The sequence below is a fragment of the Bacillus sp. 3255 genome (genome assembly GCF_031456485.1).
Classification (GTDB): domain Bacteria; phylum Bacillota; class Bacilli; order Paenibacillales; family NBRC-103111; genus Paenibacillus_E.
Map to the genome: position 1 here is coordinate 116,294 of NZ_JAVDUS010000026.1, position 16,211 is coordinate 132,504.

15 protein-coding genes are annotated in these 16,211 nt (G+C 48.4%); 10 read left to right on the top strand and 5 right to left on the bottom strand.

Going from position 1 to position 16,211, the window contains the following annotated elements; all coding sequences use genetic code 11:
- Positions 1-49 precede the first annotated feature (49 nt).
- The gene (locus J2X61_RS31790; RefSeq protein WP_274472895.1) at positions 50-370 is read left to right on the top strand and encodes a hypothetical protein; all 321 of its coding nucleotides are present in this window, start codon (positions 50-52) and stop codon (positions 368-370) included.
- A gap of 293 nt (positions 371-663) precedes the next feature.
- Here the strand turns inward: J2X61_RS31790 and J2X61_RS36525 are convergent, their stop codons facing one another.
- Entirely contained in the window at positions 664-777 is a 114-nt protein-coding gene (locus J2X61_RS36525; protein ID WP_379241152.1) for a hypothetical protein, read from the bottom strand.
- A gap of 348 nt (positions 778-1,125) precedes the next feature.
- On the opposite strand from J2X61_RS36525, the gene J2X61_RS31795 reads away from it, so the two are divergent.
- Entirely contained in the window at positions 1,126-2,697 is a 1,572-nt protein-coding gene (locus tag J2X61_RS31795) for an FAD-dependent oxidoreductase (protein WP_310193949.1), read from the top strand.
- A gap of 86 nt (positions 2,698-2,783) precedes the next feature.
- Here J2X61_RS31795 and J2X61_RS31800 read toward each other — a convergent pair whose 3' ends face one another.
- On the bottom strand, positions 2,784-3,077 hold the full coding sequence (locus tag J2X61_RS31800) for a hypothetical protein (protein WP_274472896.1): 294 nt from the start codon (positions 3,075-3,077) through the stop codon (positions 2,784-2,786).
- A 203-nt stretch (positions 3,078-3,280) separates the two neighbouring features.
- Here J2X61_RS31800 and J2X61_RS31805 point away from each other — a divergent pair, with 203 nt between their 5' ends.
- From J2X61_RS31805 to J2X61_RS31820, 4 genes are all read left to right on the top strand, one after another.
- Positions 3,281-3,811 (top strand): NADPH-dependent FMN reductase, encoded by a 531-nt coding sequence (locus J2X61_RS31805; protein ID WP_310193926.1) that lies wholly within the window; start codon positions 3,281-3,283, stop codon positions 3,809-3,811.
- Positions 3,812-3,956: 145 nt separating this feature from the next.
- Positions 3,957-4,733: a DUF4085 family protein gene (locus J2X61_RS31810; protein ID WP_310193929.1), complete on the top strand. Its 777-nt coding sequence runs from the start codon at positions 3,957-3,959 to the stop codon at positions 4,731-4,733.
- Between the two features lie 12 nt (positions 4,734-4,745).
- The gene (locus J2X61_RS31815) at positions 4,746-5,726 is read left to right on the top strand and encodes a hypothetical protein (protein WP_310193931.1); all 981 of its coding nucleotides are present in this window, start codon (positions 4,746-4,748) and stop codon (positions 5,724-5,726) included.
- Positions 5,727-6,139: 413 nt separating this feature from the next.
- Entirely contained in the window at positions 6,140-6,892 is a 753-nt protein-coding gene (locus tag J2X61_RS31820; protein WP_310193932.1) for an AAA family ATPase, read from the top strand.
- A gap of 8 nt (positions 6,893-6,900) precedes the next feature.
- Here the strand turns inward: J2X61_RS31820 and J2X61_RS31825 are convergent, their stop codons facing one another.
- Positions 6,901-7,770 carry a DMT family transporter gene (locus tag J2X61_RS31825; protein WP_310193933.1) on the bottom strand — a complete coding sequence of 290 codons (870 nt, stop codon included), beginning with the start codon at positions 7,768-7,770 and terminating at the stop codon, positions 6,901-6,903.
- 113 nt (positions 7,771-7,883) lie between these two features.
- Between J2X61_RS31825 and J2X61_RS31830 the strand changes: the two genes are divergently transcribed.
- A complete protein-coding gene (locus J2X61_RS31830; RefSeq protein ID WP_310193934.1) occupies positions 7,884-9,257 on the top strand; it encodes an aminotransferase-like domain-containing protein in 1,374 nt (457 codons plus the stop codon).
- Positions 9,258-9,312: 55 nt separating this feature from the next.
- Here J2X61_RS31830 and J2X61_RS31835 read toward each other — a convergent pair whose 3' ends face one another.
- Positions 9,313-11,196, bottom strand: coding sequence for a copper amine oxidase N-terminal domain-containing protein (locus J2X61_RS31835; RefSeq protein WP_310193937.1), 1,884 nt, complete (start codon positions 11,194-11,196; stop codon positions 9,313-9,315).
- A 176-nt stretch (positions 11,197-11,372) separates the two neighbouring features.
- Complete coding sequence (locus J2X61_RS31840) at positions 11,373-12,056, bottom strand: hypothetical protein (RefSeq protein WP_310193940.1); 684 nt, start codon at positions 12,054-12,056, stop codon at positions 11,373-11,375.
- A gap of 194 nt (positions 12,057-12,250) precedes the next feature.
- Between J2X61_RS31840 and J2X61_RS31845 the strand changes: the two genes are divergently transcribed.
- From J2X61_RS31845 to J2X61_RS31855, 3 genes are all read left to right on the top strand, one after another.
- On the top strand, positions 12,251-14,452 hold the full coding sequence (locus J2X61_RS31845; RefSeq protein WP_310193942.1) for a sensor histidine kinase: 2,202 nt from the start codon (positions 12,251-12,253) through the stop codon (positions 14,450-14,452).
- Entirely contained in the window at positions 14,383-15,126 is a 744-nt protein-coding gene (locus J2X61_RS31850) for a response regulator transcription factor (RefSeq protein ID WP_310193945.1), read from the top strand. The genes J2X61_RS31845 and J2X61_RS31850 overlap by 70 nt, the downstream gene beginning before the upstream one ends.
- A 140-nt stretch (positions 15,127-15,266) precedes the next feature.
- On the top strand, positions 15,267-15,800 hold the full coding sequence (locus J2X61_RS31855) for a hypothetical protein (protein WP_274472911.1): 534 nt from the start codon (positions 15,267-15,269) through the stop codon (positions 15,798-15,800).
- Positions 15,801-16,211 lie beyond the last annotated feature (411 nt).

A 16,211-nucleotide genomic window follows, 5' to 3' on the forward strand; every position in this document is an offset into this window, starting at 1 on the left:
GATAAACTATCCATGATATCTTTTGATGAGAGTTGGAGGGGCATAGATCATGTTAAATTTATCCGAGCTGGAGAATGTTCATGCAGATATTGAATCCGTTCACGAGGTTGTTCGAAGTTTGAAAGCTAGCGTTGATGGCATTTCTATTGGTATTCATATTCTCCAAAATCGTGAGGGCAGTTATTTTTATGAACTCAGTCACTTTTACAAAGGTGCTGATAATGCTGGTCCTGTTTATGCGGGAGCGATGGAAAACAGCTATAAAACGCAAGAGGAAGCTGCAAAGGGTGCACTTCAAGCTGCAATAATGAGTTATCGAAGCACAGATGAAGGCGGGCATTGGGAGCGGAACAATTCATTTGTTCAATAGGTTCCGCGTATAATATCGGCCCTTAAACGAAAAAACCCCAGCCAAGGATGAAGGATGCCGGGGTTTTTTGGTGTGCGCTTATTCCAAAGCGCTTTGATGCGAAATACCGTTTCCTGCGGATTAACCTTTGTTCTTAGCGGTCCAATCTATCAACGTAAGACGAAACCCTTGCTCATCAGGAATTTTATCATGGCTAGGAGTCCGGTTGGACCAATAGGATTGACAAACAGCAACTGTCCAGAATCGTATCCACATCGATTTGTGCTAGCCGGGCCCGAACTTCTTCCAGCACATTAGGGCTGGCGATTCCCTCGGTATAAGAAACCTTGCCTTGGGCCGCGCACGACAGCCTCTGTCTGCGGCTCGGAGATGAAACGTACAGGTCCGCCTTTGGTGCTTACCGACAATGCAGCACATTCATGGAAAGAGAGGGATTGAGCTTGTCCGGCTCATTGGACATAGCGGATGAGCCTTGTGGAATCCGGTTGAGTTTACGTTTTTTATCTTTGGTAAAAAAGAAGGCCAATGCTGAACCCCCCCCACGATTACTGGAAATCAATTGAACGTATGATTCCCAACGTTTGGAATTAGATGCATGAATGGGCACATACTCCCATTGAATGGCCTCGATCGAGGAACCCTTAGAAGCTTATGAGGTTCAGCTAATTTTGCAACTTTAAGAAGGTACCTGCCGTCTATTTAATAGGTTTAAATTAACTAATGTGGATGAAGGAGGTAATTCGTGAATGGTGAATATGAAAAGTGATCTACACACAGATGTTGCAATTATAGGCGGCGGAGTAGGGGGGTGCGCTGCAGCTCTAGCCGCCTGTAGGATGGGAAAGAATGTGTATATGACCGATGAATACGACTGGATTGGCGGTCAGTTGACGAGTCAGGCAGTGCCGCCAGATGAGCATAAATGGATTGAGCAATTCGGCTGTACGCGAAGCTATCGCAAGTTCCGCGACGAGGTCAGAGAATACTACCGTCAACACTATCCGTTATCAGAGTACGGGCGTTCGGCATACTATTTAAATCCGGGAAATGGCGGGGTAAGCCGGCTGTGCGCCGAACCACGCGTCTTTCATGCTGTATTACAGCAGCTGCTTGCCCCGTTCGTTAACAGCGGGAAACTTATCATTCATACACGTTGTAAAATTGTAAATGCACATAGAAAGGGTAACGTGATCCAAGCAGTTACTGTCAAACGCGACAACGGGGAAGAGCTGACGGTTCACGCACCTTATTTTCTTGATGCAACGGAATGCGGGGATGTATTGCCACTTGCGGAAGTCGAATATGTAGTTGGGGCAGAATCGAAGTTAGAAACAAATGAGCCACATGCCTTGGAGGGTGACCCAGATCCTCACGATATACAGGCTTTTACTTACTGCTTTGCGATGGATTACATCGAAGGTGAGAATCATGTCATTGATAAACCCGACGATTACGAGTTCTGGCGCTCTTTTCAAGCCCCGTTTTGGCCGAATCCACAGTTGAATTGGGTATCGCCCGATCCCAAGACGCTGGAACCAACAGAAGAAACGCTTTTTCCCGGTACGGATAAATATCCTTTATTTATCTATCGCCGGATTGTAGATAGAGCGAACTTCGCAGCCGGGACATACCCGTCGGATATTTCGTTAGTCAATTGGGCGCAGAACGATTACTTTCTTGGCAATGTGTACGATGTACCTGAGCAGTTGGCCGAAAAGCATCGGCATCAAGCGAAACAGCTAAGCTTATCTTTGTTATACTGGCTGCAGACGGAAGCTCCTCGGCCTGACGGGGGAGTGGGCTATCCGGGGCTTCGGCTGCGTCCGGACGTCGTCGGGACCGCTGATGGCATGGCCCAGGCGCCGTATATTCGGGAATCGCGTAGGATCAAAGCGGAGTTCACCGTTTTGGAACAGCATGTAAGCACAGCCATACGAGGCGATCAAGGGGCAGTAGAGTTCCCGGACAGCGTAGGCATCGGATGTTACCGTATTGATTTGCATCCGAGTATGAAGGGACGGAATTTCCTCGATATTTCTTCGTTACCTTTTCAAATTCCATTAGGGAGTCTGATTCCCAAGCAGGTTACGAATTTGCTGGCTGCCTGCAAAAATATAGGAACAACCCATATTACCAACGGCTGCTACAGGCTTCATCCCGTTGAATGGAATATCGGGGAGTCAGCAGGCTATACAGCTGCTTTTTGTTTGAACCAAGGCATGACCCCTAGTGAGGTTCGCGCTGACGCAGCAAAGCTCAAAGAACTTCAAGCTTTACTGACGGCGAACGGCATCGAACTGGCATGGCCTAAGATTGAGGCTGTATAACCCTTAAAGACCATCAGTTCTCGATGGTTCAGTTTAACTGGCCTTGTGCCGGCGAATATTGAAATTGACTGATAAAACTGTTTAGATCATTTTTTTCTATTCAATGTGGACGCGGTTTGTTGAACAATAAACGCCCCGTTGCTGGGTCCTTTCGTCCTTATTGCAACAGTTGTCGTAAACCCACCACTGCCAAATCCAATTCGTGCAATCCCATACGGTTTTACAGCAACGGTAACAGCTCCACTCAACAAGATAGTAAAGGGCTGATTGGAATTATTTGCAATTGCGAGAGTTGCGTCAACTCCTACCGGGACCACAACTAACGTTTTGATACCAGCAGTTGGATAGTTAAACGATCCGGTATGCAAGTATTTGGCCATCGCTACATACACCTCCACTAACAATGTATTCTGGGAGGTGTGTTTCGCTTGGACAGATTGTTGTAAAAGCAACAAACGGTTAGGAAGCAATACCGCGGTATGCATCTAGGATGTTCTTGTTGACTATAACATTGGCGATATGGTTTATACTTGCGATATCAAAAGAAAAGTCGGTGAACGGAATGACAAAACAACAGCTTGTCGTGTTAGGTATATCCGGAAGTCTTCGCAAGGAATCTACCAATTCTCGCCTGCTTTCAGCTGTGGAGAAAATGATGCCCCCAGGTGTAGTTTATCGTGTTTACGATGAGCTGGGGAACTTGCCACATTTCAACCCTGACTCCGACGTTGAAGAATCCGGACCGCATAAGGCGGTGGCCGAATGGCGGGAACAGCTGCGATCAGCCGATGCAATCGTCATCTGTACGCCGGAATATGCGCGTGGAGTGCCAGGCTCGCTCAAGAACGCACTGGATTGGATTGTATCCTCTGGCGAGTTCATGAATAAGCCGACCGCGGTTATCAGTGCATCACCGCATCCGGAGGGTGGCGCTACGGCGCTGGCATCTTTGATACTGACTCTTAAGATGATGAGCGCGATGATTCCGGAGGAAGCAACGCTTGCCGTTCCATTTGCCAGTAAGAAGCTAGGTTCTGATGGGGATGTTATAGATGTTGGAACCGTGTCTTCGCTGCGCGGCCTTATTCGTGGGCTGTTGCAGTCTTTGGATTAAGAATCTGCGCAGCCACGGGATTGGGAAAGCCCTGCATATAGCTTTGTGGCGCAGCATGAGCACACCATTATTATTACAAAGAATCAGCGAGAGGAAGAATGCGGAATCATCTTGTTACAATTGAATAACGGAGAGGCGACATACAATGAAATATTTTACGAAAGAATGGTATGAGTTGTGTCAAAAAACAAGTTTCCATCTAGGCTTAGAGGAAGAAAAGCACGCTGAAACATTTTCAGAACCGTATTTTCAACAACTTTATAACACAGAGTTAAATAGTTGGCTTCATTTACAAGAAGAAATTTCTTCTATAATAGAAAACGACGAAGCAGCATTTATAAATAATAATCATGGATATGAGCCCTTTAATAGAGCTAAGAGTATCGAACAATTTCATGAAAGTTTCAACTATAATCAAGAGCATTTACAAAGGAATTTACCAGCAGCAATATTGAAACAAATCGCTGATATAAGGGTTTTTACTTTAAATAAAGCAACCCGAGCAGTAATAAATGCGGTAACTACATATTGTGAGGATAACGAAAGGTCGGTAAAGGCGACAATTGAAGATTATAGAAGATATATGCGGGAAGTCTCCAATACAATGGATAAAGAAATTATTAACAAATTCCGATTCCATGATTGTACGATTACAAACACCGTACAGGAAGATATGTCCTTCGTAATACGCCTTGATAACTCAGGTGGTTTTACCAATATCAATCAAGTCACTTTCAAAAATTTTAATATAATAAAGCAAGAAGGGTCATTGGAAGATTCATGGTGGCTGTATGAGGAAGTATATAAAGTCAATAACCGATATGAGTTTCATGTCCTATTACAAAACAACAAGATGGGTTTAGTTAACTTTATTATTTCAGCTGATCAAGTTTCGTTCAAAAGTGATAAAAGATATGTATGAGGGGGGCAAACAATGAAAATCGTTCCAGACCGGTTTGAGTTTGGAATCGAAAAGGAATATGCAATAGTTTATAAAGAACGTGACTTCATAAGTTACTTGTTAGCCTCACAGCAGATTATTAATAAGATACATGCTATGTCGGGTATTCATGAAGATCTACAAAAGCAACTGGAGGATTTGTTTGAAAAAGGCTGGGACATACATCCTGAATACTCTAATGCATTAATAGAAGTCGTGTCTCCTCCTTATACCTTGGATAGTTTTGACGAAATCATAGCTGGTTTTCTAGTTTTTGAGGAAGTTGTATGCAATTTATTAATGGACTATAAAGAGGAACATTCAGATCTCACAGGTGAGATCCTATTAACAGATACTTTTAGTTCTTCAACAGATACATTCATCAATAATAAAAAAGAAATCATCACGGATATCAAAAAAATCATACTCACGGATGAGGTTGTCGCTTTCCTGGGAGAGGGTACTCTAATTCCTGAATGCTTCAAGAAAATGAAAGATTTAAATTTGCTTTATGCCGGGTTTATTTCTACTCATGTGACACTGCATCCCCGATATTGTTCGGTTTGGGACATTCAAACTGAGGCTGAGTACTTTTGGAGCTTATTAAATCTTCTGTTCTTGTCAGACTATGATCTTGAGGACAGTACCTTTTATTATCAAGGTAAAGATGAAATCAGGTGTTCAACAACCCCCCGAAGTGAACTAATCTCATGGGCGGACAGGACATGTAACTTCTATGAAAGAAGTATGAAGCAGCTAATGGAAAGTGATATTCAAGAGAAAGTTAAAGCGTATACTCTTTTTTTTAATGAACAACGCAGAGGAACGAGGAATTATTTGGCGAGAGTAAAGAAAGTTGAAGAATGGACCTTATTTGAAATCAGAAGGTTTCATAGTGGAATATCATTAAACTTCATTAAAGAATTTTTAATAAATGCAAGTAAGATTGTTGCAGTGAAAGAGTCACGCAGCTGACCTTTGGATAGAATTCTTGGGTTGGTTACAAACTACTTGGGATTGCAACTTCATTAACGGCAGGTGAGTAGAATTGACGGAGCACAAAAGAAAAGGGCGTGTGGAGTTCAGGCAACCTCCTGTAAAGCTGGTGGCTGATATAGCCGGGGATGCGGAAATGCGTGAGAATCTTGAGGACATGCAAATGAACGACGGTTACCAGGGATCATGCGGAATAGCCGGAAGCGTTCACAGTGATCGTGATCAGGACAGTTGATTAAGTGGAAATAAGTGCTTGCTTTACGACCCTCGGCCTGCTGCTGCGGGTCTTTTTTTGCCATTGTTAAGTAGTACAATTAGCGATTGGCTATATGGTAAGATTGAGAAAAGAAACAAGCTTCTCAGAAAATATGATTGCACTGGAGTGCTGACAAATGAATTCTCCTAACTCCTACTTAAGGCAAATTCAGCTTAATAGAAAGGGGATCCCATCTTACAATTCCTACCCATTCAATCTAGGGGCGATTAAGAACCTCAACCAGCTTGATTTCCACCCCAAAGTAACCTATATCGTTGGCGAAAATGGCATGGGTAAATCGACCTTAATGGAGTCGATTGCTGTAGCGTGGGGGTTTAACCCTGAGGGCGGTACCATCAATTTTTCCTTTTCGACGCGATCTACACATTCTAACCTATATGAATATATCCATTTGATCAAAGGTCCTCGTCGGCCCAAAGATGGTTTCTTTTTTAGAGCCGAAAGTTATTATAATGTTGCTACAAATATGGATGAACTCGATAGTCAATTTTCATTTGGACCTCCGATTAAAGAAGCATATGGCGGGAAGTCTTTGCATGAGCAGTCACACGGCGAGTCGTTTTTCTCTACGTTTGTTCACCGTTTTGGAGGCAGGGGATTATATATCTTGGATGAACCGGAAGCCGCATTATCTCCTCTGCGCCAAATGGCGATGCTTACTCGCATACATGAATTAGTTCAACAAAATTCCCAGTTTATTATTTCAACGCATTCCCCGATTCTTATGGCATATCCGGATTCGATTCTATACAATCTGAAGCCGGATGGTATAGAAAGCCTTTCTTTGGAGGAAACAGAGCATTACGTGATCATGAAAGAATTTGTAAATAATAAGGAAAAGATGCTTAACCAGTTGTTTGAGGTCTAAAAGGGAAACTATTTCGATGAAAAACGTTTGGCAAACGCCACGCACAATACGACCCCAATGTTGACAATGAAAATCGGCCAACCGACGGACTCATGCAGAACGACGGCTGAGAGTAACAAACCAAAGAATGGTTGTAGGAGTTGCAACTGCCCGACTGCTGCAATGCCTCCCTGAGCAAGACCCCGATACCAGAACACGAAACCGATAAGCATACTGAATAGAGAAACATAAGCAAGGCTCAGAACTGCCGCGACACTTATATTAGACCAAGATTGAGGCATGTAATAAAACGAGAGCAATAGCATGACGGGAAGCGAGAATAGGAGCGCCCAACAGATAACTTGCCAACCGCCTAACCTCCGTGAGAGTCGTGCTCCTTCCGCATAACCGTAACCACAGGCAAGAATTGAAGCCAGCATGAGTCCATCCCCTATGGGTGAGGAGGTAGCCCCGTTCGTTAAAGCGAACCCCGCTACAAGGCAACTTCCTAGAGCTGATAACACCCAAAAAATCGGCTGCGGACGTTCACCGCCACGCAGTACACCAAAAATCGCAGTCGAGAGCGGCAGAAGCCCAACGTAAATGATCGCATGCGCGGTTGTAACATATTGAAGCGCTAAGGCTGTCAGCAGAGGGAACCCCACTACCACACCAAGTGCTACGAACAACAGCGGAAGAATGTCGCTTCGGAATGGGCGTTGTTGCTGCCCGAAGATGAGGATTAGCACGCCAGCCAGCACCCCGGCTATAGCGGCACGACATACCGTGAGGAACAGCGGGTCAAAATCCATGACAGCCAAACGTGTTGCCGGCAGAGAACCACTGAAGATCAGCACACCTAAGAATCCGTTGATCCAGCCGTTCGTCGATTTGTTCATTATCGTCACCCCAGATATACTTTTGTATGATAATCTGCATTATAATGGGTACAAAAACATGTGTATATCTAGAAAAGGTTCATCTGTATGGATACAGATCAAAGGGTGAGGATATGACTTATAAAAAAGAATCGATTCTGCAAAGTATCCGCTCCGACATCGTCAAAGGTCTTATGGCACCTGGCCAGAGATTGCCGTCTATCCGCATGCAGAGCCGGAAATTTGATTGCAGCATGAACACAATAATTAGCGTGTATCAGGAACTCGAGAAGGAGTATCTGATTTATTCGCGCCCGAAGAGCGGTTACTTTGTTGTAGCCCAGGAAGCGCTGCTGCCTTTGATACAAACAAAGCGGATCGATTTTGCATCGGCGGCACCGGATCCCTCATCCATAGCGCAAAAGGATTTTCGACAATGTATGAACAAAGCCATGGAATTATTTGAGGCCTCCATATTCACTGATCCCGATCCGCAAGGCTTACTCTCTCTTCGTCAAGAAATTGTGAAGCTGTTCCACCAGCAGCAAGTCTTTTCTTCGGAGCAGCAGGTCTTTATATTCTCAGGCGCTCAGCAAGCTCTGCATCTTTTGGCCGGAATGCCTTTTCCGAACGGGAAGACGAACATTTTGGTTGAGCAGCCGACCTATTGGGGGATGCTGGCTTCCTTAAAGGCGCAGCAACAGACCGTAATTGGCATCGAAAGAACGCCAGACGGCATTGACTGGTTAACTTTAGAGCGTCATTTTCAAAGCAATCTAATCAAGTTTTTTTATACCATTCCAAGGTTTCATAATCCTTTAGGGACTTCCTACACACAAGAAGAGAAGCAGAGGCTGGCAGAGCTTGCTCAGGCTTACGACGTCTACATTGTTGAGGACGACTACCTTGCAGATTTAGAAACAAACTCCAAAGCAGATCCCATTCGAGCTTATAATGGCTCCAGTCATGTCATCTATCTGCGAAGTTTTTCTAAAGTGATGCTGCCCGGATTAAGACTTGCTGCTGCGGCGGTACCGAACTCATTAATCCCAATCCTTCAGTTGTACAAACATACGGCGGATTTGAGTACTTCCGTTCTTTCTCAAGGGGTGCTGGAGATTTATATACAGTCCGGCATGTATGACCATCATGCTAAGCAAATGAGATCTTTATATAATCAGCGGATCAATAAATTGAAAGACATAGCCAGGAGATTGCTGCCCGAAGATTCCTTATATTCTATTGAGTCTAGCGGAGGACTCTTTTCTGCCTTACGCCTTTCAGACGTTAATAAAGAGGAATTGATTCAACAGTTGAACCATCGCGGTGTTGACGTTCTAGCGGCCGATCCGCAGTTCCTTACAACTTTCCCGAAAATGAACCTGTTACGCATGAGCATCATACGGACAGATGAACGTGACATTGAAGAGGGCATTCGCATCATTGCAGAAGAAATGGAACGCTCGGAACGTACGAGGGTTTCCGTTAAGCCGTTTTCATGGCTTTAAATAAAGAGAGAAGCCTCCGCCTTCACGATTGCCGTGAAAGCGGAGGCTTCTGGAGTTAGTTATTAGTCGAACTTGCAAGCTTGACGTCAATTGCGTTGACGAAGATGGTGGAGCCTCCACCCTGAACATTATTAAAATCAAACTCGACAGATGGAGCAAATTGGTTGGTACCTGTGACTTTTACCAGCATTGGCATGGGCTCGTGACCTTCCGGCATCCATCTGGCCGACATTTTGTAGCGGCCGAGCGGGATTTGATCCAGTCCGTGCCCGCCTGTTTCGAGTGCTGCAGCGTGTCTCGTTATCGTTTGGCCGGCGCTTCCGTCAAACAACGGTCCGACAGGCGTAAGCGTAACTTCCAGGTCGGCCGAATCGAATTGCGGCAAGTTGTCGGGAAACGACCAGAAATCGGGATGGATTTCAAACTTTCCTATTAGATTCGTTAAGGTGAAATTGCGGATGGCCCCTGTGCTTCCGGCGAACGGTTTATCGCCGTCGGCTGCTAACCATAAATCGAGCTGTTTGCCATGGTATTCGAGGGAGAATCTCGTACTCATGCGCCAAGTTGCGGGAACGTGAGCCAAGTCAAGCCGGTAGAATCCGTTCTCGTCGGTTATGGCTTGCATATTGCTGTCGTACAGCAATAAGTTATCTGCATTTATGATAACATCCGGTATCGGGTTACCCTGCCCGTTAAGCAAGTAGCCCTTCACGACGTACGGTTCAACATCCCCTGCGGACGGTACGGGTACAGGTGTGGGCGTTGGTGCTGGTTCCGGCGTAGGAACCGGTGTTGGCGCAGGAGTCGGCATAGGAGTCGGTGCCGGACTCGTTCCGGGATCCGGGATATCTCCGGCGCCATCGATCTTAATATTCCAAACATTGCCGCTGCTGGAGAAGTCGACTTGATAGCCGCTGTTCTCTGACACGAAGCGCAAAGGCACCATAGTACTTCCGTCAATGATCTGAGCAGGGACGTCAAGGGCGACGTTGCTGCCGTTGACGCTCGCATTCTTGCTATCGATCGTCAATTCAATGGAGAGACCGTTCTTCGTACCGATCGCTTTCCGAACGTCTCCATGTTCCACCCATTGCACAGTAAAACCGAGGGTTTCAAACAGTTTGCGGAACGGAACTAGGGTGCGGCCGTCTTTGACGATAGGCTGCGCGTTCTCAAAATGCAGCTCGGTTCCTTTGAAAAACACATGGATCGCAATATCCTTCGAGCCATCCTCCGGAGCAGGGACGGGAGCCGGAACCGGAGCCGGGGTCGGTGAAGGCGTCGGATTCGGCGAAGGTACAGGCACAGGCACAGGTGTCGGACTTGGAGCCGGTGATGATGTTGGAGCAGATCCATCCGATTTCATCGGTTTCATGTATTTGATTGGTTTGGATACGACCGTACCCTGCGGCGTCTCGATCTCCAGCACATAATACTGCGTTTCTTTGATCGTGCCGTTGTTGCTGGCATACAAGTCAAGCGTAAGCTGACCTTCGAACTCGCCGACCGGTTCTTTCACATCTTTGCGAAAGCCTGGGTTGACGATTTCACTTTCATGAGTCGTGCCGCTTGCTGTCGTTACGACTTTGTCCTGCACGATGCCGAGCAGCCAACCGGTGGTGGCGCGGTTCGTCCTCCAGACTCCTTGCTGATTATCTTTGCCGTAATCGTCGGTGGAACGCAGGACGACCGCATTGATGACCGTCTTTTGCGCCAGGTTCAGAAGCAGCTTGAAGTGGCCGTCCTTGTTACCCTCCGGTGTGAAGTCCGCCGCGCCGACAACGTCGGACGCCGTATCGAGCAGACTGAATTCCTTGATCTGGACGCCGGCAGGCGAGGTTTCGCCGAACGCGGCGGCGTAGCTGCCGAACGGCAAGCAGCCGGCGAGCAGAAGTCCGATAACGGATTTCCGGATTACGTTTTTGCTTGAAAAAGACATGATTGATCTCTCCTTTGAATTGGTTATAAATCGTCTATGAAGTGCTGCATTCGATTGAACATCTGTTGATTCGTCCCCTGAAATGATCATAACAAACAGGAATTCCTTGCCACGAGAGTCATCCCTACCTAAGAAACCGGGAAGTTTATCGGGAAATTCGGGAAGGTCGACTTCGTTCAGGCAATGTGGCTGTGCCCGGCGGAGGAGCTTGCTTCGCTGCGGCCGAATGCAAGCGCAGCGCCGATATAAACGAAAGCGAGGTGAATATACGAAAAGGAAACTTCAAGCAAATGAATATGAATGAATTGGCTGAGCACGGTGATCCCGATTACGACGCATAGGAAAATACCAGGCCCTTTCGTCAGCATGCGCGTCTGTAAAATCCCGGCAGCAGTAAGAATGAGACCGAGAAACAGGAACGGAACGATGGGAATGAGTACGGCAAGTTGCAGCGGATATTGGTCGATGGCCAGGTTGTTGATTTGATCAGAAACGGCTTGGAGCTGTTCAGATGTCGTCACGTCATGGAAAATAATCGGGTACGCCAAAATTTGGACGGGGCCGTGGAAAATCTCGAACATGAGCGCGATAAAAAGCAGCGGGAAACCAAGCCATCCCCACCAACGCAGCATTGCAGCTTGCCGCAGGTAGACCGCCGGCAGACCGAGGAGCAGCAAGGTGGACGCCCAAGCGAGCAGCACGTGTGTATTGACAGCGAAAGAAACGAAGCTAGGGATATCGGCGACCGAGGCCGGTGTGTCTTCGGCATGGATGAGCTGGCCGGCCGCTCCCATCAGCCCCCCGATCACGATGGCGATGCCGGACAGGCGGAAATATGTCGGACTGATTGATACGTTCATTTGGCAAATACCTCCTTCAATTGATAGCTTCATCATACCTTCCCGAGGTATCCCAACGGCAGAGGAGGCGATTCCCGAATCCGGGAAATTCGGCCGGGTATTTTCTCCGGATGAGGGTGAAAGCATTTACTAAAAAATAAAGCTGCTGCTATAATTGAAAGTGAATTTAATCTGGTCCGTGGAGGCTGTCGCTTTTGCTTTTCATCCGAACCGCCCGTTGGGTTGTGGCTTTCATTTCGGCGCTCTGCGCGGCACTCTATGCATATGCAGTGCCGCTTTTTTTTCGGGAAATGCGCGATCGCTGCGCTGTCAGCGAATGCCGTTTTTTCTATAATCCGCCCCCCGGAATGGAGTGGCTTGACGCCCATGGCTTGACGCCAACGGCGTATGCATCTGCGTATACTTGGCTTTATGTATTGTTTTCGCTGCTGTTCTTTGCCGCAGGTGCTGTGTTGTTTGCGTATAAACGGGGCGATGCGGTCGGGCTGCTGGGCACTTTGACGCTTATCATTTGCGGCGCTACGTTCATTCCGGTTATGGACGTATTGAAAGAAGCGGGTCCAGTATGGAGATTGGCCGTCCAGATGATCGGCGCTCTCGGGATGGTCGGCTTCATGCTGTTTTGCGGGACATTCCCGAACGGTAAATTTTCTCCTCCCTGGACCGGTTGGCTGCTGGGCGCCATCATGGCACTTCGCATTCCGGGAATGCTCGCTCCCGGCACATGGGCTGATTTGCAGCAGTTTACGCCATTATTTCATGCTTGGTTCGTCGGATGGATCTGTTCGCTGATTGTGCTAGTCGTCTACCGGTATCGTCTCAAGTTGAGTCCGACGGAACGGCTCCAAACGAAGTGGGCGGTTTACGGCTTCGTCATCGCCTTAGGCGGTCTCGCCGGATGGTCGGCCGTTTATTTATTGAACCAACAGGCGTGGGTAGAAAGCCCCTACTTGATGTATGTATTGGAAATAGGGGTACAGATGTCGATGTGTGTGATTCCGGTGACGCTGCTCGTTGCGCTGCTGCGGTATCGGTTGTGGAACATCGATCCGCTTGTCAACCGGACGGTTGTATACGGTTTGCTGACCTTATGCATCATCGCCTTATACGGCGGAACGGTTGGCTATTTAAGCCTGCTGTTTCAGACGTCGGGGTCATGGTTCGTCTCGTTCGCAGCGACGGGACTCGTGGCGGTGCTGTTTCATCCGCTCAGAGTACGATTGCAGCGGGCGGTCGACAGGTGGATGTACGGCGAACGAGGAGATCCCGTGGCAACGTTAGCCGATCTTGGGGAGCGGCTCGCCAAGCCGCTTAAGCCGGAGGAAGCGCTATTCGCCGTCGCCCGGTCGGTCCGTGAAGCGCTGCGGTTATCTTATACAGGCATTTCGGTTGGAGTCGGTACCTCCAATGCCGGATTCTTTCAAGAGAACGGCAACGGCCGGCCGGTTGCGGAAGACGGGGAGGTGCCGGAGGATGTGCGGCGTGTGCCGCTCGTGCACCGAGGAGAACAGGTCGGCGAGCTGCATCTGCCCGCGCTGCCCCGAACCGGTGCGGACCCCGACCGTGACGGCTTAGCCGAAGCAGACCGGCGGTTCCTCGAGCTGCTTAGCCGCCACGCCGGTGCAATCGTGCACGGCGTACAGGCGACGTACGCCGTACAGCAGCTTGCGGCGGATCTGCAGGAATCGCGCGAACGGCTTGTGCTAGCGCGAGAGGATGAGCGCCGGCGGCTGCGCCACAACCTGCACGATGACCTCGCGCCGCGGCTCGCCGCGCTTCTGTATACGTCTGCGGCGGCCGAGATGCGCGTCGATACGGAACCCAACGACGCTAAGTCGATGATCGCCGAACTGCGCGGGCACATTCGACGCACGATTGCAGACATCCGCACGCTCGTGTACGATCTGCGGCCGCCTGCGCTCGATGAGCTTGGCTTGATCGGCGCGATTCGCGAGCGCATCGCCGATCTGAGCGGGTCGGCGGTGGGAGCGCCGCAGCTGCGCATCGAGCTTGATGCGCCTGAAGCTCTCCCACCGCTGCCCGCCGCCGTCGAGGTGGCGGCGTACCGCATTGCGACGGAGGCTCTTGTCAACGTCGCGAAGCATGCATCCGCAACCCGCTGCGCAGTCACGCTGCGGACGGTGGACGGGAAGATGGAGCTTACGATCAGCGACAATGGCGTCGGCGCCGCCTCGGCGGAGCGGCCTCCGCAATTGCGGATAGGCGGGGGCGGGCTCGGCCAGGTCACGATGCGTGAGAGGGCAGCCGAGCTGGGCGGAGACTGTCGTATTGAACGGCCGGCCCAAGGCGGTACAATCGTATCGGCGTGGCTGCCACTCAAGGAAGAGGAACCGGCGATTCAGGTGAAACCGACGAACGAGGGGGTCGCCTCATGAAGAAGCATAAGCTGCGTATTCTTGTTGCCGACGACCATCCGTTGTTTCGGCGCGGTGTCGGCACTTTATTTGCCGGTATGACGGATATGGAAGTCATCGGTGAGGCGGCGAGCGGGGATGAGGCCGTTCGCCTGGCCGGCGAATTGCAACCGGACGTCGTCCTGATGGATATCCGCATGCCGGGTGTGAGCGGCATTGAAGCGACGCGCCATATTGTCGCCAAGCACCCGAACGTCAGCGTGCTGATCCTGACGATGTTTCAGGACGACGCATCCGTGTTCACTGCGATGCGGGCCGGGGCTCGCGGCTATGTCCTTAAGGACGCGGAGAAGGACGATTTGATGCGGGCCATTCGTGCCGTCGCCGGTGGAGGGGCGATCTTCAGCCCGAACATTGCCGCACGCATGATTGACTATTTCGCGATGGCGCGCCCTGCAGCGAATGAAGAGGTATTCCCCGAACTGACGGTGCGCGAGCGGGAAGTGCTGTATTTGATCGCCGACGGGGCGAGCAACGGCAGCATTGCCGACAAGCTGGACCTTAGCGGCAAGACAGTGGCCAACTATGTGACGAACATTCTGGGCAAGCTGCAGGTCCAGAATCGCAGCGAAGCCGCGCGCCTTGTCCGCGAAGCTCGCTTGGGCGGCGGACCGGAGAGGGACGATTCTACTTAAGATGCTCGATAATAGAAAACTTCGCTCGCATCAAACGAAGTTTTTTATACGGAATAGCGGCGGCTGGGGAGCGGGAATGCCTCGGATGCGGGTTCTATTGTTGACAGATCGGAGAACTACAATTGGAGGCTAAACGTTAGATGAGTGAATTTAGTGAAAGTTATCATCTCAAGACTTTGGATCAGACGAAGGCAGTGACTCTTTTACGAGACTCAGAAATGAGCGGGTATGTCTTTGGTGAACAAAATGGATGGGTTTCCTTTGTAATTGATTATAGAGGAAGAAACGCAAATGATGTTTTAAGTGAAAGTAATCCGAGTCTATTCATTCATTACGTTTACCTTGAGGACCATATGTGGTCATTAAAGATTTATGAGAAAGATGAGCTTGTATTTGATTATAAAGCGGACTGGGCAGGAGAAAGTCTGGTCATCGAAAAGGATTTGTTTAATCTCCCGTATTTGGAGAATTTGATTTTAGCCCAGGGAAATCCCATTGGCGATCTAGAACAAATCTTCGACTTTAAAGATAGTAAACTAAGCTATGAAAACCCACCTGCTTATCTAATAGCTCAAAGAATTGGTTTAACCCATTATGAGTGGGTGTCATCAGATCATTTAAGTGGTTATAACAGTCAACAATTAGAAGAGATGGATGTTCTATATGTTGAATGATTGAAGCTATATGAGGAGATGGCTGCCGCGAGATGATAACGAACCAAATTAGATTGGGGATTGGGAAAATAAAACATTTGCAAAACAAGAGATATACATGGTATATTATCAATCCGGTCGCAAGACAGGAAATAGTAACTTGATAAAATGAAGTTGCGAGATATAAAAAAGTAACTTGATAAAATAAAGTTGCATTTTAAAAGTTAGTGTGGTATATTACTTCTCGCTGCTTCGGAAACGCGGCAGTGTACGAAAGACATTGATCTTTGAAAACTGAACAACGAGTGAGTAAACATGAACGAGCAATCGTTCAAACATGAGATTAACAATCTCGCTAGCAAGTCAATTGAGCTATTCAGCTTTCAATAAGGACGAGCAATCGTTCAACTATTATGGAGAGTTTGATCCTGG

Bases quoted from the DNA above. Each gene is read 5' to 3' on its own strand.
- J2X61_RS31790 (WP_274472895.1), top strand. From the start codon at position 50: ATGTTAAATTTATCCGAGCTGGAGAATGTTCATGCAGATATTGAATCC.
- J2X61_RS31820 (WP_310193932.1), top strand. From the start codon at position 6,140: ATGAATTCTCCTAACTCCTACTTAAGGCAAATTCAGCTTAATAGAAAG.
- J2X61_RS31810 (WP_310193929.1), top strand. From the start codon at position 3,957: ATGAAATATTTTACGAAAGAATGGTATGAGTTGTGTCAAAAAACAAGT.
- J2X61_RS31800 (WP_274472896.1), bottom strand. From the start codon at position 3,077: ATGGCCAAATACTTGCATACCGGATCGTTTAACTATCCAACTGCTGGT.
- J2X61_RS31855 (WP_274472911.1), top strand. From the start codon at position 15,267: ATGAGTGAATTTAGTGAAAGTTATCATCTCAAGACTTTGGATCAGACG.
- J2X61_RS31815 (WP_310193931.1), top strand. From the start codon at position 4,746: ATGAAAATCGTTCCAGACCGGTTTGAGTTTGGAATCGAAAAGGAATAT.
- J2X61_RS31795 (WP_310193949.1), top strand. From the start codon at position 1,126: ATGAAAAGTGATCTACACACAGATGTTGCAATTATAGGCGGCGGAGTA.
- J2X61_RS31840 (WP_310193940.1), bottom strand. From the start codon at position 12,056: ATGAACGTATCAATCAGTCCGACATATTTCCGCCTGTCCGGCATCGCC.
- J2X61_RS31825 (WP_310193933.1), bottom strand. From the start codon at position 7,770: ATGAACAAATCGACGAACGGCTGGATCAACGGATTCTTAGGTGTGCTG.
- J2X61_RS31835 (WP_310193937.1), bottom strand. From the start codon at position 11,196: ATGTCTTTTTCAAGCAAAAACGTAATCCGGAAATCCGTTATCGGACTT.
- J2X61_RS31830 (WP_310193934.1), top strand. From the start codon at position 7,884: ATGACTTATAAAAAAGAATCGATTCTGCAAAGTATCCGCTCCGACATC.